The organism is Ruegeria sp. BHSB064 (assembly GCF_059613205.1).
In genome coordinates this window covers 1-19,177 of record NZ_JBXWSB010000030.1, presented here as the reverse complement: position 1 = coordinate 19,177, position 19,177 = coordinate 1, and the positions used below count along the sequence as shown (strand labels likewise).

General features: G+C 58.6%; 13 protein-coding genes and 1 pseudogene. 4 read left to right on the top strand and 10 right to left on the bottom strand.

Going from position 1 to position 19,177, the window contains the following annotated elements; translation table 11 throughout:
• Window positions 1-3: 3 nt before the first annotated feature.
• Genes AC2FNU_RS09595 through AC2FNU_RS09580 form a run of 4 tightly spaced genes read right to left on the bottom strand, consistent with a single transcriptional unit; the run spans window position 4 to window position 7,647 of the window.
• A complete protein-coding gene (locus tag AC2FNU_RS09595; protein WP_496787642.1) occupies window positions 4-2,415 on the bottom strand; it encodes an FAD-dependent oxidoreductase in 2,412 nt (803 codons plus the stop codon).
• Window positions 2,412-4,817, bottom strand: coding sequence for a GcvT family protein (locus AC2FNU_RS09590; protein WP_496787641.1), 2,406 nt, complete (start codon window positions 4,815-4,817; stop codon window positions 2,412-2,414). Before AC2FNU_RS09590 ends, AC2FNU_RS09595 begins: the two co-directional genes overlap by 4 nt.
• Window positions 4,814-6,106, bottom strand: coding sequence for an aspartate aminotransferase family protein (locus AC2FNU_RS09585; RefSeq protein ID WP_496787639.1), 1,293 nt, complete (start codon window positions 6,104-6,106; stop codon window positions 4,814-4,816). The genes AC2FNU_RS09590 and AC2FNU_RS09585 overlap by 4 nt, the downstream gene beginning before the upstream one ends.
• Window positions 6,103-7,647, bottom strand: a complete 1,545-nt coding sequence (locus tag AC2FNU_RS09580) for a trimethylamine methyltransferase family protein (RefSeq protein WP_496787638.1) — start codon at window positions 7,645-7,647, stop codon at window positions 6,103-6,105. The genes AC2FNU_RS09585 and AC2FNU_RS09580 overlap by 4 nt, the downstream gene beginning before the upstream one ends.
• A 108-nt stretch (window positions 7,648-7,755) precedes the next feature.
• Here AC2FNU_RS09580 and AC2FNU_RS09575 point away from each other — a divergent pair, with 108 nt between their 5' ends.
• Window positions 7,756-8,622, top strand: coding sequence for a LysR family transcriptional regulator (locus AC2FNU_RS09575; protein ID WP_496787634.1), 867 nt, complete (start codon window positions 7,756-7,758; stop codon window positions 8,620-8,622).
• Window positions 8,623-8,749: 127 nt separating this feature from the next.
• Here AC2FNU_RS09575 and AC2FNU_RS09570 read toward each other — a convergent pair whose 3' ends face one another.
• From AC2FNU_RS09570 to AC2FNU_RS09560, 3 genes and pseudogenes are all read right to left on the bottom strand, one after another.
• Window positions 8,750-11,167, bottom strand: coding sequence for a GcvT family protein (locus AC2FNU_RS09570; protein WP_496787632.1), 2,418 nt, complete (start codon window positions 11,165-11,167; stop codon window positions 8,750-8,752).
• 31 nt (window positions 11,168-11,198) lie between these two features.
• A pseudogene (locus AC2FNU_RS09565) lies at window positions 11,199-11,747 on the bottom strand (hypothetical protein); the annotation flags it as partial.
• A gap of 180 nt (window positions 11,748-11,927) precedes the next feature.
• Complete coding sequence (locus AC2FNU_RS09560; protein WP_496787630.1) at window positions 11,928-12,824, bottom strand: LysR substrate-binding domain-containing protein; 897 nt, start codon at window positions 12,822-12,824, stop codon at window positions 11,928-11,930.
• A 223-nt stretch (window positions 12,825-13,047) separates the two neighbouring features.
• Here AC2FNU_RS09560 and AC2FNU_RS09555 point away from each other — a divergent pair, with 223 nt between their 5' ends.
• The 3 genes from AC2FNU_RS09555 to AC2FNU_RS09545 are packed head-to-tail and all read left to right on the top strand — an operon-like array spanning window position 13,048 to window position 16,336.
• The gene (locus AC2FNU_RS09555) at window positions 13,048-14,400 is read left to right on the top strand and encodes an MmgE/PrpD family protein (protein WP_496787627.1); all 1,353 of its coding nucleotides are present in this window, start codon (window positions 13,048-13,050) and stop codon (window positions 14,398-14,400) included.
• A 15-nt stretch (window positions 14,401-14,415) separates the two neighbouring features.
• Window positions 14,416-14,787: an NAD(P)-dependent oxidoreductase gene (locus AC2FNU_RS09550; protein WP_496787624.1), complete on the top strand. Its 372-nt coding sequence runs from the start codon at window positions 14,416-14,418 to the stop codon at window positions 14,785-14,787.
• 1 nt (window position 14,788) lies between these two features.
• A complete protein-coding gene (locus AC2FNU_RS09545) occupies window positions 14,789-16,336 on the top strand; it encodes a trimethylamine methyltransferase family protein (protein WP_496787621.1) in 1,548 nt (515 codons plus the stop codon).
• A 32-nt stretch (window positions 16,337-16,368) separates the two neighbouring features.
• On the opposite strand, the gene AC2FNU_RS09540 is transcribed toward AC2FNU_RS09545, so the two are convergent.
• The 3 genes from AC2FNU_RS09540 to AC2FNU_RS09530 all read right to left on the bottom strand — a co-directional run.
• Window positions 16,369-17,109, bottom strand: coding sequence for a maleate cis-trans isomerase family protein (locus AC2FNU_RS09540; RefSeq protein ID WP_496787619.1), 741 nt, complete (start codon window positions 17,107-17,109; stop codon window positions 16,369-16,371).
• The gene (locus AC2FNU_RS09535; protein WP_496787617.1) at window positions 17,106-18,173 is read right to left on the bottom strand and encodes a pyridoxal phosphate-dependent aminotransferase; all 1,068 of its coding nucleotides are present in this window, start codon (window positions 18,171-18,173) and stop codon (window positions 17,106-17,108) included. Before AC2FNU_RS09535 ends, AC2FNU_RS09540 begins: the two co-directional genes overlap by 4 nt.
• Window positions 18,170-19,177: hydantoinase B/oxoprolinase family protein (locus AC2FNU_RS09530; protein ID WP_496787616.1), on the bottom strand; the 1,008-nt coding region annotated here is incomplete at its 5' end. The genes AC2FNU_RS09535 and AC2FNU_RS09530, both read right to left, overlap by 4 nt.

Sequence of the window (19,177 nt, the reverse complement as noted above, 5' to 3'; positions counted from 1 at the left end):
GAGTTATTCCTCGGATCGGGGTCGCAAATTCTGCGGATCGAAGAGCGCATCTTGATGTACCGTAACCGGGATGTCATGATTAAGAATTCGGACGCTGAGGCCCGTTTGCGGGGTACCTTTGCGAACGAACAACCACCCCAGGGACTTGCCTATCGTATAGCCATACCCACCCGATGTGGTTAGACCCACAGGCTGACCGTTCAGCAACACCGGCTCGCCACCATGAATGTCGATATCTTCTGAATGCAGCTCCGCATAGAATAGCTGCCACGCTGGATCTCGGCTGAGCAGCGCATCGCGGCCCAGAAAATCACGTCCTTCGCTCACGACAAAGCGGTCGAGGCCGACGTCAAGCGGACCGACATCCGTGGTCAGTTCGCCGCTGGCGCGATAGGCTTTTTCCATACGCATCCCGTTGAACGCGTAAGAACCCAGATCGGTCAGACCATGTTTGGACCCAATTTCAAAAAGCGCGTCGTAGATTGCGCCAATCTGATCCAGCGGCGCGTGCAATTCCCAGCCCAATTCACCAACAAACGAAACGCGCAGGGCATAGCAAGGAATTCCTGCGACGCGGATTTCCTGCCCCGACAACCAGGGGAAAGCGCGATTGGACAGATCAACCTCAGTCAGTTCCGACAGGATACGGCGTGATGCCGGACCGGACAGCGCCAGCATCCCCAAATCGACCGAGCGGTTGATCATCGTCACATCCTCGCCGGGGCGGATATGGGATTTGATCCAATCGAAATCCGGCATGGCCCGCGCGATGGGGGAACCTGTGAAGAACCGATCTTCGGCCATCCGCCAGATCGTGATTTCCGTCTCGAACCTGCCCTGCGCCGTCAGCAAATGGTTTAGGCTCATCCGCCCGTCTTTCGAAGGTATTCGGTTGGCCGACAGCCGGTCCAGCAAAGCGCCCGCATCCTTGCCCGAGATCTCGAACTGGGCAAAAGCGCAGAGATCGATGACACCGGCGGCATTGCGCGTCGCTTTTGCCTCGGCCGTCGCGTTTGCATGCCACGGCTGATGCCCCCAGCCGATCTTTTCGACCTCACCCACTTCACCAAAATAGCGCGGGCGCTCCCAACCGGCGACTTCTCCGAAAACTGCACCCTTGGCGGCAAGGCGGTCATACAGCGGGTGCTTTTTCAGCGGCCGAAGGCTGTGGAACTGCTTACCCGGACAAGGCGTATCATGGCGGCGCATGAACTCGTCCTTGGTACGCTCGACAATGAAGTTGTCCGAGGCGAAATCTCCGTAGCGGCGCGGATCGAAACCGCGGCTGTTGATTTCGGTCTCACCGTGCACCATCCAATCGGCCAGCACTTTGCCCGCGCCACCGCCCCAGGCCAGCCCGATGGACGAGCCGCATGACAACCAGACATTCGGCGCGCCCGATGGTCCAACCAGCATTCCACCATCAGGGGTGTGCGTGATTGCGCCACGCACGACGCGTTTGATACCAAGATCAGCCAGAATTGGCATTTTGCCGAAAGCCACCATCAGGAAATCGCCAATCGAGTCGTAATCGGCCTGGAACAGCTCATTCTCCGCCGCCCAAGGCGCGCCTTCGGGCATTTCCCAGACCGTCGGGCAGACATGGCCTTCGTAAATACCGATCAAGCCGGATTTCTGTTCCTGCCGGATGTACCCGCCAAAAGCGTTATCCCGCATCACTGGCAGTTCCGGGCGGTCAGCGAACTGAGGCACGGTGTCCGTCACAAGGTAGTGGTGAAGGCAGGACACCGAGGGGATTTTCAGCCCGAACCACTCTCCCACCTGATTGGCGTAGGACCCGGCGGCGATCACCACATGTTCGGCCAACACATCGCCTTTTTCGGTGCGCAAGAGCCACATATCGCTTTTGCGGGACGCTCCTAGCACCCGGTTGTGCCGTTCGATGCGGGCACCGCGCGACCGCGTTGCAGCGGCCAGCGCCATGGTCACGCCCGAGGGATCGATATGACCATCCTTGTACGTGCGCACCGCAGCTTTAACATCATCGACTTTGTAGAAGGGATTAACCTTCGCCACCTCCTCCGGGCCGATCAGATCCATTGGCAGGTCCAACAGCTTGCCCACGCCCATGATCGACTTCATCCAATCGACTTCATCGTCGGTGGTGGCAATCCGGATGCCGCCGACTTCGTGCCAGCCTATGCTCTGTCCGGTTTCGACCTCGACCCGTTGATAGGTTTCGATGGAGGTTTTGTTGATCCACCCCATCAGGCGACTGCCCACCGCATGAGCGATCTGTCCTGCCGCGTGCCAAGTGGAACCGCTGGTCAATTCCGCCTTTTCAAAAAGGATCGTGTCGGCCCAGCCGTTCTCGGCCAGTTGAAACTGCGCGGCCACGCCCATGATGCCGCCGCCAATGATCGCCACTTGGGTGGACTGGATCGTGTCGCTCATGCGAAACCTGCCTTTGCGGGTTTGAGAGAGGCTTTGGCTGTGTACCGGACGCAGGCTATTTCCACCTCAACCGGCCATATCCCTTCTGCCGTGAATGACTTTTCGTCGAAAAATTTCGACGTGACCATTGCCAGAGCCACCGAACGGCCAAAGCGATAGCTCCATGCCGCTGAGGTGATTTGGCCGACAACAATGCCATCGATATAGACCGGCTCATCATGCAGTGGGATTGCGTTGGGATCGTCGAACAGGATCGACACGATTTGCCGTTCGGGACTGTGATCGCGTAAGGCATCTTCACCCACAAAACCCGTGCCCATGGCGCAAAACGCACCTAGCCCGGCTTCAAGCGGCGTGGTGCCCGGTGTGAGTTCGTGACCGAATGCCCGAAAACCGCTTTCGATGCGCAAAGATCCACTTGCGTAAAGACCTGCATGGGTTGCACCTGCGGCGACCAGCGCCTCATAGGCGGCCATGGCCATGTCGGCTGGGATGTAAAGCTCAAAGCCTTCTTCCCCGGTAAAGCTCAGCCGACCCGTCCAACCACGCGCCAGACCAATCTCGACCGGTGCAAAACAAAATCGCTTGAGATCTGGGACAATTGCATTGGTCGTGGCCTGAAGCACCTCTCGTGCCCGCGTACCAGCAAGGCCCAGAATGGCATATCCGCTGGTAACATCCGTGAACTCCGCACGGTAATCGCCTCGTGTGTCCCGCATCCGCTGCATCACACGAACCGTTTCATTGGCCCCGACGATCAGCAGATAGGTTTCGGGCCCATGCCGCTGAACGGTCAGATCGCTTTCCACGCCGCCCTTTGCATTCAGGATCTGGGTGTACGCAATGCGCCCCGCAGGCACATCCATCTGCGTAGCGCAAAGCCGGTTCAGAAAGGCGCAGGCATCGGACCCCTGCACCATGATTTTACCAAAAGCGCTTTGATCCAGAATGGCCGCGCCCGATCGGCAGGCTTCGACCTCTTGCCCGACCTGTTCGCGCCATGCAGGCGCGCCAAAGGTCAGCGGCAGATGGGCCGCCTCGCCCCCGAAATGCACGGCACGTTCCCAGCCACCGCGCGCTTCGAACCGCGCCCCGGCGGCGACGAGGCCGGCATGGATTGGCGAGCGTCGCTGACCCCTTGCGGTCTCCATCGAGCGACCGGGAAACGGATTGTCATAGTGGCGTCCAAGAACTTCAGGAATACGGGCTTCCAGTGCGCCCAGAACGTTCATCTCGGGGCTGAAGCGCCGAATGTCAGCCTCGTTCAACTCCATCGTCGGCTCTCCGGCGATGATCCATTCGGCCATGGCCTTACCTGCCCCACCTGCCAGAGCAATTCCGGTCGAATTCATCCCTCCCATCAGGAACAGCCCCGGCACTTCAGGGCTTTCGCCCAGCATGAATTGGCTGTCGAGCGTGAAGCTTTCCGGGCCGTTCAGCAACATCCGAACCTCGGCCTTTTCCAGTGCCGGAATGCGGTGAAGGGCGTTTTCCATCATCGGCATGAAATGGTCCCAATCCTCGTCCAGCAGATCGAACGAGAAATCGGCGGGCAGGCGGTCCAGCGGCAGGCCTTTGGCATGGGGTTCGAAGCAGCCCACCAACAGCCCTTCGACGTCGTCACGGGCATAGAGAAACGCATCCTGATCATTTAGCGTTGGCAGGTGCGCACCTTTGCCAAGGGCCTGCACTTCGGGCAGCGGTTTGGTCAGGATGTAGAAATGTTCGCAGGCATAAAGCGGCATATGCGCCCCAGCCATTGCCGCCACGTCACGCGACCACAGCCCGCAGGCAATCACAACCTCGTCGGCCTCGATCACATGGTCACCGACCTCAACACCCGATATCCGCCCACCTTTCTTTTGCAGTCCGGTCACGCGCGTGTCTTCAAAGATCTGAACCCCACGCGCCCGCGCGCCTTTGGACAGCGCCAATGCCACGTCGGAGGGGTTGACCCGTCCGTCCGACGGCGACCAGACCGCGCCGATCACGTCATCGACGTCAAGCAGCGGCCAAAGCTCTTTGGCACGGGCGGCATCCACAACCTCGGCCTCAAGCCCAAAGGCGCGGCCAAGCGAGACCTGACGTTTGATATTCGTCAGCCGATCCTGGTTGGTGGCTAGCGTCAGTGAGCCGGTTTGAGTCCACCCCGTGGCTTGCCCGGTTTCACGTTCCAGTTCGCCATAAAGGTCGATGGAATAGTTGATCAGCTTGGTCAGTGTGGCCGACGGGCGCAAACGCCGCACCAGACCAGCCGCATGCCATGTAGTGCCGCTGGTCAGTTTCGAACGTTCCAGAACGACGATATCTTTCCGGCCTTCGCGTGCCAAATGATAAGCAATCGAACAGCCGATGACGCCGCCACCAATGATGACGGTACGGGCATGGGTGGGCAATGTCATGACAGCACTCCGTCTCGAACCAGATCCGAAACAGTGTCGCGGAAAAGTGCGACCGCCTCGTCAATCAGGTCGGGTGTATGCGGCAGGCCAGTCACGCAGGAGGTGAAGGACATGAAATCCACGCCTCTTTCCAACAAGCCGTCACGCAAGCCTTTGACGACGGCAGGCGGGGTTTTTCGGATCGCTGCGGCATCCAGACCTTCAATGGATCTTCCGCCAAAGTAGAGGTGGCAGGTCGAGCTGTCGCCATAGGCCAGAGCCTGCACGTCCAGTTCCCGGAAGGCTGTGTTGAAGCCATCCCGAAGACGCGCGGCCATTGCATCGGCATGGGCCTGAACGTCCCCGGTCGAGAGGATTTCCATCGCCTTGACCGCCCCCGCAGCCACTAAAGGGGCCGCGTTGAAAGTGCCTTTGTGCCCGACCGGAGGCGACAGCCCATCGCGGGTCTCACCGGGGCTGAGCAGATCCATAACGTGAGCCCGACCGACAACGGCCCCGCCCGGCAGACCACCAGTGACGATCTTGGCCAGAGTTGTCAGATCCGGCGTCACCCCGTCACGCGCCTGCCGCCCACCGGGCGACCAGCGCAGCCCCGTGATCACTTCATCAAAAACAAGCACATGGCCGGTTTGATCAGTCAGAGCCCGCACACCTTGCAAAAACCCGTCGGGCAGAGGAACCGAGCCGTAATTTGCGCCGGAGGCTTCGACAAAAACCGTTCCAATTTGTGGATCTCTGTCTAGCAAGTCGGCGACAGCGTCCAGATTCGGCGGGGATACCACCGTCAGGTCAGTCACGGCTTGCGGTATACCCAAACTCGGCGCTGTGTTGGTGCCGGGTTTGGCACCTTTCATCAACATGTCATGCCAGCCATGGAAATGGCCGTCGATACGAAGCACTTTGTCACGGCCCGTGTACGCCCGACCCAGCCGCAGGGCCAGCATTGTCGATTCCGTACCCGACCCAGTGAACCGCACCCGTTCGGCAGAGGGAAACAGGCGGGTCAGCCATTCGGCCCATTCAACCTCAAGCGGATGGCAGTCTGCGGTGTAGGGCATCCTCTCCATCTGATGAGCTAATGCTTCAGCAATCTCGGGGTGGGCATGACCCAGAATTTGACTGGCCGCCCCCAGCTTGAAATCAATGTAGCGCTTGCCATCCACATCCCATTTCTCGGCCCCTTTGGCGCGGTCGAAATAGATCGGATATGGGGTTTTGTAACGCAACTCGTGACTGACGCCACCGGGCATAACCGCACGGGCGCGGGCGCTAAGGCTTTGACTTTTCATGAGGATCTGCCGGTTTGCTGTCGTGTCAGGCGGATATCGAAACGTTCGCGCAGCATGCGGTCGACGTCATCGGGAATGTGTTGTGGGAAGTGGTTGGACAAAATCTCGCGCGCTTTTTCCTTAGCGATGTCACCAACGGGCTGACTGCCGTCTTCCTGCCATTCCCGCGGCGTCCTGCGGTCACCGACTTCGGGATAGAAATAATCCGATTTCATCCTGTTGAATGTATGCTGTTCGCCCAAATAGTGCCCCTCACCCCGGCAAACGTCGGCGATCACGTCAGCTGCGACGTTTTCGGGCGTGGCCTCGATCCCGCGCAATGTGCGCAGGATATTCCCAAGCATGTCATTGTCACTGACATAAGCCGCATGGCTAACACCCAACAAGCTGGCCTGCATCCCGGCCGCTTGGGTGACAATGTTCGAACCCGCGTGCGCGGCCATGGTCACGGCCAGCGATTTCTCGGCCCCGTATTGCGCGTCCAAACACTTGGCGTCGGTGATACCCGCAATTGAGGAGGTTGGCAGATTGAAATGCCGGCCCATCTGAGCAGCGCCAGCCATGAGGATTGCCTGCTCTCCGCCGCCGCCGCACATAGAGCCGGTGCGCAAATCAGCAACCAACGGTTTCGGCGCAAAGATCGCCTTTACCTCCGGGTCGATAAGACGGGCATACACCAGCCCCGCCAGCGTTTCCGCCACAGCCTGAACCAATGACCCGGCGATGGTTGCCGGGCTGGTTGCCCCGGCCTGTCCTGCGCTGATCAACTGAACCGGGAACCCGGCCCGAATTACGGCTTCGAGAACCTCACATCCTTCTTCGGCAAAGCGCATGGGTGGCACGACGTGGCACACCATCACAGTCACGAAAGGACGAGCGCGAAAGGCTTCCTCGCTGCCGGCAATCGCATAACACAATTGGGCGATAGCGGGGACATTGTCGGGCTCGGTGATCGAGATCGACACATGCTTGGACGTCCCTGCAAGGCAAGCATATGCAGTGTTGAGGTCCATCACCGCGTTGTCTTCAATGTCCCGAGCAACCACTGAACGGCTAAAATGATGGATATTGTCCATCAGATCGACAATGCGTGCTGCGTCATACAGGTCAGCCAGCGTCGAGTCCCGATAGACGCCCGTGTCCAGATCAAAAACACCGGGGGCCGCGCCGCCACTGGACATGTGCACACGGGTCTGACTGATATCCAGATCATGTTCAGGAACTTGGCCACAAAGGCTAAAATCGCGGTTTGCGGCGCTGATCGCCTGACGCACCAAAGCGCGGGGGAACAGCAAACGATTGTTGTCCGACAAAGACCCGCCCGCCGCGACCACCTTTTCGATCATTGAAGGTATAGCCTGACTCAGGCCAAGCGTTTCCAGAAGGGTCAGCGCCGTTTCCTCAACCAGCGCGACCTCGTCGGGGGCGAGCGGCTTAAAACGCCCGCCACTGATACCCGGCCATACAGGCGGGTTTGACACGGGTTCCGTTGTTTGGGTCAGGCGCTGTTTGCGGCCACGCCTGCGCGCTGTAGTGGGCATTTTGACATGAGTCCAGATTATCTACCTTCTATGATTGCAGTCCAAACTACGGTTTACAAATGGTCTTTCCTCAGCAACTAGTAAGTTTTACTCATCATTAGGACGGTCATGCTTCCATCCCTTTCCGCACTGCGCGCCTTCGATGCAGCCGCCAAAACCGGTAGTTTTCGCGCCGCCGCCGAGCATCTGGCGGTGACACCGACAGCCATCAGCCACCACATTCGTGGACTGGAAGATCAACTGGGCACCCTGTTGTTTGAACGCGTGGGGCGCGAGGTCAGGCTGACAGAAGATGGAACACGGCTGGCCGAAACGACTGGACGGGCGTTTGGGATGTTGGAAGACACGGTCGGAGCATTGCGCAGGACATCACGCAAGGTTGTGCGTCTGGCCGCTGGTCCCATCTTAACGGCCAGGTGGCTGATGCCACGCATCAGCGACCTTTGGCAGAGTTTCCCAGAGGTCGAGCTTGAGGTCGTGCCGTCATATCGTCCGCGCGTGGCGGACCAGCCCCACGCAGATATTGTTCTGAGCTGGCATCGTCTGGCCGACATGCCGCGCGGTTCACTCAAACTGCTGGAACTTCGGCCCGTTGCCATAGCAAGCGCGCAGTACATTGACCAATATGGACCCATCGATGCGCCTGAGGATCTGTTGAACAAACCCATCCTGCACCAACGCAATCATTGGGGTTGGCTGGACTGGTTTGCCGCAATGAACGTGCAGCCCGCGTCCCCCCTGATGGGCGTCGTTTTTGAAGATGCCAATATTTTGTTACGCGGGGCTGCTGAAGGACAAGGCGCAGTGGTGGGCTGGCTGCCACTGATTGATCAGGACCTCAGGGAGGGACGCGTTTTGCGCCTGTTCGACGAAGATATCAAACCTACGCATGGCTATTTTGTCGAAGCACAGGACGGAAGCCGGGACAGGCGTGAAGTCCGGGACGTGATAGAATGGTTGATGTCCCAGAGCTGAGAGGCTGACCAAAAACACATCGGATATTGAATGTAAAAACACGCCGCTGAACGCAGCGCGCTTTGTTGAGTCACTTCATGCAGAAACCGGTTTTGACCGGGGCCAGCTTACGACGTTCATGTAAGATTTAGGTTCGCAGTCTGCTGCCCTTGGGATCAAAGGGCGCTTCAGCCAGAACACGCCCTTTATGCGGCTTGCCAATCACCTGGATCACCACCTCATCTCCGGGTTGCGCCACTTCGGGGTTGCGGAAGCCAATGGCCAGTGATTTCCCGACCGAATAGCCATAGGCACCAGATGTGACCCGGCCAACAGGCGTGCCGTCGGGTGTAAAGATCGGCTCACTGCCCGTGGCATCTGCGTCCTCGGTCACGTCCAGTTCGAAAACCGTCAGAACTTCACGCGGTGCGTTGTCCTTGACGGACAGGTAGGCGTCCTTGTGAAGGAAATCCTTGTCGAGCTTGATCAGTCCGGTCAGCCCAACCTCTTGCGGCCAGTATTCCTGGCTGTATTCGCGACCCCAGGACCCATAGCCCTTTTCGATGCGCAACGACCCCAGCGCACGCCCGCCAACCGGGCCGCCACCGCAATCTTTGGCTGCCTCAAGCAGCGCAGTGTAAAGCGCGACCTGATCGGCCTCGGCGCAGTGCAGCTCCCAACCCAGATCACCTGTAAAGCTGACGCGGATAGCCACGCAGTCCACGCCTGCCACCGTGATTTTCTGGGATCGCATGAAACGGAACGCTTCGTTGGACAGGTCGGCATTGGTCAGACGTGCCAATGCCTCGCGCGATTTCGGACCTGCGACGTTGAACCCGGCAATGCGGTCTGTCGCGACCTCCAGCGTGGTGCCTTCGGGCATCTCGACCATTTGGAAAAAGCGCTGATGATAGCGCTCGGCCATACCCGATCCGATCATCATGTATTCGTCTTCGGCCAGCTTGGTAATGGTAAAGTCCCCTGCCACGCCACCACGAACCGAGATCAGAGGCGTCAGGCAACTGCGCCCCACTTGGGTTGGCACACGGTTGGCCACCAGACGGTCCAGCCAGTCATAGGCACCCGGTCCTTTGATCACGTAATTTGCAAAGTTCGAGATGTCGATGACACCCACACTGTCGCGCAGCATCTGCACCTCGCGCCCAACCGGGTCGAACCAGTTCTGGCGGGTGAAGCCGGTTGTCTCTTCGGTGCCGGGTTCATCCGCGAACCACAGCGGGTGTTCCCAACCGCAGTTCAGACCAAAGACACAGCCCATCTGTTTTTGCATCTCAAAGGCCGGGCGCACGCGAGCCGGACGACCCGCGCTGCGTTCTTCATTGGGGAAGTGGATCTTGAAACGGTGTGTATAGGCGTCTTCCACCCGCGCTTTGGTGAATTTTTTGTCGGCCCAGTCGCCAAACCGTGCCAGATCCCAGGCGAACATGTCATATTGCGGCTCGCCCTCGATCATCCATTGCGCTGCCAGCAGGCCCAACCCGCCCGATTGCGAGAAACCGGGGATCAGACCGCCACACAGGAAGTAGTTCTTCAACTCTGGCACAGGCCCCCACAGCATATTGGCATCGGGCGACCAGATCATAGGCCCGTTGATCACCCGCTTGACGCCGGCTGTCGCCGCAACCGGTACGCGTTCGGTCGCACGGATCACGTTTTCCATGATCCGATCCAGATCGTCAGGGAACAGATCGTGGGCAAAGTCCAGCGGTGTGCCCTCTTCGGCCCAGAACTTCATATCCTTCTCATAGGCACCGATCAGAAGCCCGTTGCCTTCCTGCCGGAAATAATACTCGCCATCCCGGTCGGCGATCGAAGGTAAGCGACGGCCCAGATTGGCAACTTCATCGATGGTTTCAGTCACGAAATACTGATGCTCGGTCGGTTGCAGCGGCAGCGTCAGCCCTGCCAGAGCCGCCACTTCGCGACCCCAAAGACCAGATGCATTGACCACCCATTGTGTGTGGATGTCGCCTTTCGGCGTACGCACAATCCAGCTGCCATCCGGTTGCTGCTCGGTCCCAGTTACTGGGCAGAAACGCTCGATTGTTGCGCCCATGGCACGCGCCCCGGCAGCATAGGCATGGGGCACGCCCGAGGGGTCCACATTGCCGCCATCGGGTTCGTACATGATGCACCGAATGTCATCGAACTGCGCCAGCGGGTGAAGCTCTTTCGCTTCTTCCCGGCTGACCTCGTGAAAGTTCAGGCCGTAGAACCGCGCTTTGGCCTCTTGCAGGCGCAACTGCTGCTCGCGTTCTTCGGTTTGGGCCAAGTACAGCGAGCCCGGCTGGAACACGCCGCAGCTTTGGCCAGTTTCCTTCTCAAGCTCTTTATACAGGTTCATCGTATAGTGCTGGATTCGCGTGATGTTGTTGTTGTCGTGCAACCCGTGAATATTGGCTGCCGCGTGCCAGGTCGAGCCACTGGTCAGTTCATCGCGCTCCAGCAGGATCGAGTCCGTCCAGCCGAGTTTGGCAAGGTGATACAAAATCGACGTACCGGCGAGACCGCCACCGATGACGACAGCTTGTGCGTGGGTTTTCATGAATCTGTTTCCCTAGATATGACGCGGCTCTGGCGGCGATTTCGTTCATAGCGGCAAGGAATTGAGCGACCTCGCCAGTTGAGTTGTAGTGACACATCGAGACCCGCACGCAGGAGTCGTTGCCCAGCGGGGCAAGAATATCCCCTGAATAGTGATCCGCTTTGCGTAGATCGGTGCGAATACCCTGATCGTTCAGCCGTTTCACCGCATCGACAGAGGCCACACCATTTCCATGCCGCGAAACCACCCTGTAGTTTGAGATCACGTACCCGTCGACGTCACAGGCGGTCAGATCGATCCGACCATGCGCTGCATGCTGGATGCCAGGTGCATTCATGAAATCATGCATATCGGCTTTGCCTGTATTGATGGTATCAACAAGCCCGTGTGACCCCGGGTTGTCACGCCCCTGATTGTCTGGGATCGCCGCATAGCGAAAAGAGCTGTCCAGAACCGAATTCAAGGCCAGCGCGCCGCCCGCATTTTCGAAAAAAATGCGCTCACCCCGTTCGGGGCAATGGTCAATCCGTGCGAACTGATAGCGGATTTGCTCTAGCAGGTTTTCTGATATCTGGCTCATGACAGGCGATGCATTGTGTTGATGGCGCACGGTATGTCGCCGACCCTAAGACGGTTCCACCTGCAGGACATGCAAAAAAAACGGATGCAAAGCAGTCGAATTTTCTGCACCAAACACAAACACCGATTGGCTGGCATACGCGCGGTCAGCCTATCGAACGCGCAGCACGGAAAGGGCAGATTAACCAATCTGACCCTCCGTTCCAGCGGCGACTTTCAATAACCAGTTTTGGAACAGTCGAACCGCTGGCGTGGCGTTTGCCTCTCGGAGATTGGCATAATACGCCCATGGGCTGTCGAGGTTCAGGGCAAATGGCTCGATCAGAAGCCCCCGTTCAACATAAGGCCGCGCCAGCGATTTCGGCAAAGCCACACATCCCAAGGATTTTGCCGCCAATTCCAGCGCCAGGTTCGTACTGTTGCTTCTTGGACCTTCTTTCTGGTCCAGATCTTCTAACCCAAAATTTGCAGCCACTTTTTCCCAATACGCCGAGCGGCCCAGAATATGGATCAGTTGCGCATCGTGTAATTGCTGCGGGTCGGTCAAAGGTTGATCACCGACGGTATAGCCCGGCGCACAGACCATCGTCAGCTTTTCCTCCCACAAACGCGTCAGACTTTCAGATGCGTCATCCCTGTGGTTGATCGTGATCGAAATGTCCGAAACGTTGGGGTCCACATCCGTCCAGATGGTCCCGTGGACCGTAACAGAAATATCCGGGTGATTTTCGGAAAATCCCCGAATGACGTCGGGCAGCCAGTTTGCGGCAAGGCTTACGGGACAGGAGACAACCACAGTTCTGGTATGCGGCCGAAGTACAAGTGACTGAGTGGCGACGTCAATTTCCTGCAATGCGTGGCGCACCGAAGGCAGATACGCTTTGCCCACATCGGTAAGTGACAGAGACCGCGGGTGGCGCACAAAGAGCGGTCGTTTGAGAAATTCCTCAAGCGACCGGACGTGATTGCTGACGGCGGATTGCGTGCAGTTCAACTCTTCCGCAGCACTTGTAAAGCTCAGGTGGCGGGCGGCGGCCTCGAAAGAGCGCAGAAAAGACAGGTGCGGCAGGTTCATCATGTGCAGTGATCCGGGGCGGTATATATGTCGAGTATGGCGTGACCGGCCCGGCCTCTTGTTCTTTTGCGACATAAACACTGTTACGCAAGCGACATGGCGGCCAACGGACCTACAAAAATACCGGTACCATTGCCCAAAGATTGTTTTCGTGCCGCCGGAAACAATTAAGCCTACCATGCGAGTTGAGACCGGTATCCAGACTTCAAACGCAAGCAGGCAGCCCGTGGCAGACAGATTTCACAAAATAGCAAGCTTTACCCTTGAAACGACAGCCCGAGATATCCCGGAGTCGACACTAAGGGCCGCGGCCCGAATGACGCTGGACACGCTGGGCATCACAATCGGCTCAGGACCGATGACAGCAGGTGTGATCGCACGCGAAAGCGCGCTGGCCTTGTATGGCGCGGGTGACGATACGTTCAGCGCACGTATGATGTTTGATGGCCGCCGGGTCAGCGCCGCTGGGGCGGCTTTTGCTGCTGCAACACAAACCGACAATCTGGACGGGCATGACGGCTACAACCCGACCAAAGGCCATATCGGGGTGGCGGTCGTTCCCGCGCTGGCGGCAGTGGCGGAAACGATAGAGGATTTTTCCGGCCCCGAGGCATTGACCGCTGTCACGATCGGCTATGAAGTCGCCGGACGCGCAGGTATTTCGCTGCACAACACTGTCAGCGATTACCATACCTCAGGCGCTTGGAACGCGTTGGGTGTGGTGGCTGTCGCGGCGCGATTGCGCGGTCTGAACCAAGACCAGATGCGGCAGGCCATGGGGATCGCCGAGTATCACGGACCCCGCAGCCAGATGATGCGCGAAATCGCCAATCCCACCATGTTACATGACGGTTCGGGCTGGGGCGCGTTGGTGGGGCTCTCGTCGACCCTACTGGCCGAAAAAGGATTTACTGGCGCACCCGCGATTACCATCGAAGCCGACGAGGTCGCGCCCTATTGGCAGGATCTGGGCCAGTTCTGGCAGATGGAGCATCAATACGTGAAGCCTTATCCGATCTGCCGCTGGGCGCACGCTGCCATCGACGCCACGCGCGCTTTGATGCGGGATCATGACATTAGGTACAAGGACATTGCATCAATCCGCGTCAACACATTCCGTGAAAGTGCTTGCTTGTTTCAGGGAATGCCGGACGACACGTCAAAGGCGCAATACTCTTTACCTTTTGCAGTCGCCACCATGGCCGCGTATGGGCGGATCGGGGTCGAACATATAACCGGGGCCGGATTGTCAAACCCTCTGGTTGCGTCGCTTGTAGACCGCGTTTCCGTTTTTGAAACCGAACGCCATTCGGCCCGCTTCCCGAAAAGCCGCATTGCCGATGTTTCCATAACACTGAAAGACGGCCGGATTCTGGACTCTGGCGACGTTCACGCCCGGGGTGGGCCAGAGGCCCCGATGGATGACGCGGAAGTGGACGAAAAATTCATGGAGTTCGCGGCCCCCTCGCTGGGAGACACCCGCGCCGCTGCGATCCGCGATGCCGTTTGGGGGCTGTGCCAACCAGGGTCCAGGTTCTCGGACCTTGCTGCGCTGCTCTACGACGCGCCAAAAGCGTAGTTAGGGCTTGCTGGAATGCCATTTACGTTCCTGAAGTACGGGTTGTCTTCGACTTATCCCGTGACCAACGCCCGAGCGTTTGCCAACATGAAGCCCGGCGCCGTGATCGTCGATGTCTCACGCGGCGGCGTGATAGATGAAGCCTCTCTGGTCCACGCGCTGGAAGCTGGTGCTCTGAAAGGCGCGGCGCTTGATGTATTTACCATCGAACCGCTGCCCTCGGACCATTTGCTATGGGGGTTCGACAACGTGATCACAACCCCGCATTGCTCATCGGTTTATAAGGTTTGGGACCTCAAATCGGTCGAGATGTTTTCTGACAATCTCTGGCGCTATCGCAAGGGTGAAGCGCTCACCAAAATCGTCAACGCCGAACGAGGATACTGACATGGTCCGAGAAAGACGAAACACCCGGGGCGGCGGGCGGCGCGGCAAAAGCGATCGCGGTAGCGCAGTCATCCGGCAGTTGCCCTGGCAGGATGTGATCAACACGTCCCCCAAGATGGAGTTGCTGAGCGAAGATCAACTGGATCAGCTGCACACGACGTCGATGCGTATCCTGTCCGAGGCAGGTATTCGCGTCATGGGCGACAACGTGATGGACCTGTTTGAACAGGCCGGAGCGCTGGTGGATCGCGACACCAAGACGATCCGTATCGATGAAAGTATCGTCAATGAGGCTCTGAAAACCGTCCCGAAGACCTTTACGCTCACAGGCCGCAACCCGGACAAACGGATCACGCTGGGTGGCGACCACGTCACTTTCGGTCTCGTGGCCGGTCCGCCGAATGTGCATGATTGCATCAACGGGCGACGTTCGGGCAATTTTGAAGACTATTGCAACTTCATCAAGCTGGCGCATCAATTTAACGCCATCCATCTGATCGGCAATCAGGTGACCGCCCCGCAGGAAATGCCCGCCAATAACCGGCATCTGGACACCTATAACGCTAATCTGACCTATAGCGACCTCAGTTTTCACGCCACAGCAATTGGGCGAGGCCGCGCGATGGATGGCATCAACATGATGGCCATCGCGCGGGGTATATCGTTGGATCAGATGCGCGCGGATCCGGGGCTGATCACCATCATTTCCGTGAACTCGCCGCGCCTGTTCGATGACGCGATGGGCGACGGGTTGATCGCCATGGCCGAACATGGCCAGCCGGTCACGATAACGCCCTTCACGCTGATGGGCGCGATGACCCCTGTCACCCTTCCCGCCGCTTTGGCCCAACAGAATGCCGAGGCATTGTTCGGAGTGACGCTGACCCAATTGGTCAATCCCGGCACGCCGGTGATGTACGGGGCGTTCACGTCGAATGTGGACATGCGCTCGGGCGCGCCTGCCTTTGGAACGCCAGAAAACACCAAGGCCAACATGATAAGCGGCCAGCTGACCCGCCGGTATGGCATTCCCTATCGTACGTCGAACGCCAACGCCTCGAACGTGGTCGATTTGCAGGCAGCCTATGAGACGATGATGGCCACTTGGGGTGCGGTTCTGGGTGGGGCCAATCTGGTCTATCATGCAGCCGGTTGGCTCGAAGGTGGGCTTACTGCGTCTTATGAGAAGCTCGTCATGGATGTGGAAATCCTGCAAAACATGATGGAGTACCTGAAACCTCTGAAATTTGACGAAAGCGAACTGGCGCTGGACGCGATCAAAGACGTGCCCACCGGTGGCCATTTTTTTGGCACCGAGCACACGATGGAACGCTATGAAACTGCGTTTTATGCACCCATGCTGTCCGACTGGCAAAATCATGGCGCATGGGAAGCGGCCGGGTCCAAGACCGCGCTGAACCGGGCGACGGAAATCTGGCAGCAGGCGCTGCGCGAGTACGAAGAACCGGTAATGGAGCCAGCGATCCGCGAAGAGATGGACGCTTATATAGCCAAGCGCAAAGAAGACATCGGTTCCGACGAACCCTAATGAAAAGGCCCGGTTATCAGCCCGGCCTTTGTTTACAACAGATCGAACAACCGTCCTGGCACGTTTCCTTGTCGGGGCAAGCCCAAAGCCTGCATCAGCGCAAACATCATGGCCTGATTGGACGTCACCACGGGTTTGCCCAGCGCGGCTTCGATCCGGTCGACGGCCTCGACCGCGCGCATGTCGGTGCAGCTGAGCACGATGGCTTCGGCTTCGGGATGATCAGCCTGACAGGCCAGATCGAATACCTCATCCGGGGTCAGTTCGCCCTGACCGTAATTCCCAAGCTCACGACCAATATCAGCGCATTTGACTGTTGTGATCTGGTTCTGTGCCAGAAAATCAACCGCCTGCGTATTGATCTCGCCCAGATAGGGTGACGAGAACCCCACTTTGGTTACGCCCAAAGCCTTGATGGCATGGATCAATGATCCGGCTGCTGTAAAGGATAGTGCGCCCGACCCTGCCTTAATGTCCTGCGTCAATTGCTCATCAAATGACGGGCCGTGTGTCAGGGTGGCAGACGTGCAGCCATAGAGCACTACATCGGGCCGCACACCTGCAATCATCTTCAGATCATGGCTGATGTCCGAGGCGCCGAGTCCAGCCATCTGGTCCGAGCCCGGGATCTCATCCACATCGTACCCGCCCATGCGCTGGAAATGCACCGTCGTATCCGGACAGCGCATCAGCATCATATCTGCCTCAAGATTGGTGTTGGTGAACGGCACCAGCACACCGATCTTGGCCCGTGTTCGGGTTTCGTGGGTCATGACGTCACCTCTTTCAGAACGGTCAGGCACCGGTCCATGACTGGTTCTTCACAGATGGTGGCGCGCAGACAATCGCCCAATCCATAGCCCCCCATCCCGCGCATCAGTAACCCTTGGGCACGCAGAGCGGCATCTGCCTTTTGCGCCATCTCCACGTCCGAAAAACGGATCAACACGAAATTCGTATGGCTCGGCGCGACCGTCAGCCCCAGAGCGTGACACCCGGTGGCGAACCGATCCCGAATGGCAGCAGTCTTGTCCACCGTGTCCCGCATATGGGCCTGATCCTGCATCGCTGCGGTCGCCATGGCCTGCGAGGGGATCGAAACGTTGTTCGGGTTCAACAGCTTCCGCACCTCACCAGCAATAGCGTGAGGGAACAGGCCCCAACCCACGCGCGCGCCCGCCAATCCGTAGGCCTTGGAAAAGGTTCGCATGACCACAGTGTCGCCGCGATCTACCAGTGCGAAAACTTCGGCCGGGTTTTGATCCTGATCGGCGAACTCGGCATAGGCCTGATCCACCACCAACAACAGGTCCGCCGGTAAAGCGTTGCGCAGGCGGATAATTTCGGCATTCGGGATCAGAGTCCCGGTGGGGTTGCCCGGGTTACAGACAAAAGCAATCCGCGTTTGAGGCGTGATAGCGGCCAATATGTCATCGACCGAAACGGTCAAATCCACCTCAGGCGCTTTCACGTAGTCAGCCTGAACTTGCGCCGTTGCAGAAGCCACGTAAGAATAGCCATAATCCGTGCCCAGCACCCTATCGCCCGGCCCGGCGAATGCCCGGATCAGGCATCCGATCAACTCCATCGAGCCCGCACCGCACAGGATATTCCCGGCCGCGACACCATGGGTTTCAGCAATTGCAGCGCGAAGCTCTGGCCAATCGGGGTCGGGGTAAAGTGGCATTTGATCCAACGCCGCCTGCCCTGCCGCAACTGCCGCGGGACTGGCCGGAAAGGCGCTTTCGTTTTGGGCCAGGGACACTGCCTCGGGCCCACCCAAATCCGCCAGAGCGTAAGCGGCCATCTGGCGGACATGTTCGACTGCGCGGATCATGACGTGCCTCCATAGGCTTTCGCGCCCGCTTCGGTCACTAGACCACGTTTGAGGTCCAGTGCCAGGGCCTTTGGATCCCGTTCTGACGGATCACCAAAGCCTCCACCGCCCGGAGTGTCGAAGATCAGGTAATCATCGCCCTCCACCCGAAGTTCTCCTTTGCCGGGAATGTCGCCGTTGCCATCGCGGAACCGGATGCGACCCGGGGCACCGGGCTGCCCACCCATTCGGCCCAACGCTGGGAACTTGAGGCGCTCGACCGAGAGGAAAACGATGAAAGGCGCGTTATTGGATGAGGTCATCTCGATCCGCTGTCCCAACCCACCGCGATACTGGCCGGGGCCGCCCGAATCCGGTAACAACTCACGCCGCCACATGATGACCGGGGCCACGCTTTCAGTGATCTCGACTTGCGATCCGAACACACCAGAAGGGTAGGCCGTGGCAGATAGCCCGTCTGCGTGGGGTCGCGCGCCGGTGCCACCGTTGTGGACAGGTTCGATCGCAAATTCCCGCCCGCCATTGGCCGCAACTTCCGGCGCATGGCGCATGGGAAGATCGAACATGCACGACGCACCCTCGGCCGGAACCTGATCCGGCAGTGCCTGATGCAGGCATCCCAAGACCAGATCCGGGGTCACTTGCCCCAGCGTGTGGCGCATTGCGACCGGTACAGGGCGTTGCGCATTCAGGATACAGCCCTTGGGGCCATCCACCGTGAACGGCTCCAGCGAGCCTGCATTGTTCGGAATGTCCGGGCCGACGATGCAGCGCAGCGCAAACACCGTGTAGGCCGTTGCATAGTTCAACGGGACGTTGATACCTTTCTTCGAACAGCCCGATGTGCCGGTAAAATCCACATGCATCCCGTCCTTGGTGACGGTCAGCGTGGCGTGCAGCTCCAGCTCATTCTCATATCCGTCCATACGCAGCACGTTCTTGTAAACGCCTTCCGGCACCTCGGCGATGGCCTCCAGCGCACCCTTGCGAGACGTGTCGATAAT

Excerpts from the sequence above, each read along its gene's own strand:
- AC2FNU_RS09575 (WP_496787634.1), top strand. The coding sequence starts at position 7,756 with ATGCTTCCATCCCTTTCCGCACTGCGCGCCTTCGATGCAGCCGCCAAA.
- AC2FNU_RS09550 (WP_496787624.1), top strand. The coding sequence starts at position 14,416 with ATGCCATTTACGTTCCTGAAGTACGGGTTGTCTTCGACTTATCCCGTG.
- AC2FNU_RS09585 (WP_496787639.1), bottom strand. The coding sequence starts at position 6,106 with ATGAAAAGTCAAAGCCTTAGCGCCCGCGCCCGTGCGGTTATGCCCGGT.
- AC2FNU_RS09570 (WP_496787632.1), bottom strand. The coding sequence starts at position 11,167 with ATGAAAACCCACGCACAAGCTGTCGTCATCGGTGGCGGTCTCGCCGGT.
- AC2FNU_RS09535 (WP_496787617.1), bottom strand. The coding sequence starts at position 18,173 with ATGATCCGCGCAGTCGAACATGTCCGCCAGATGGCCGCTTACGCTCTG.
- AC2FNU_RS09595 (WP_496787642.1), bottom strand. The coding sequence starts at position 2,415 with ATGAGCGACACGATCCAGTCCACCCAAGTGGCGATCATTGGCGGCGGC.
- AC2FNU_RS09590 (WP_496787641.1), bottom strand. The coding sequence starts at position 4,817 with ATGACATTGCCCACCCATGCCCGTACCGTCATCATTGGTGGCGGCGTC.
- AC2FNU_RS09580 (WP_496787638.1), bottom strand. The coding sequence starts at position 7,647 with ATGCCCACTACAGCGCGCAGGCGTGGCCGCAAACAGCGCCTGACCCAA.
- AC2FNU_RS09540 (WP_496787619.1), bottom strand. The coding sequence starts at position 17,109 with ATGACCCACGAAACCCGAACACGGGCCAAGATCGGTGTGCTGGTGCCG.
- AC2FNU_RS09545 (WP_496787621.1), top strand. The coding sequence starts at position 14,789 with ATGGTCCGAGAAAGACGAAACACCCGGGGCGGCGGGCGGCGCGGCAAA.
- AC2FNU_RS09560 (WP_496787630.1), bottom strand. The coding sequence starts at position 12,824 with ATGATGAACCTGCCGCACCTGTCTTTTCTGCGCTCTTTCGAGGCCGCC.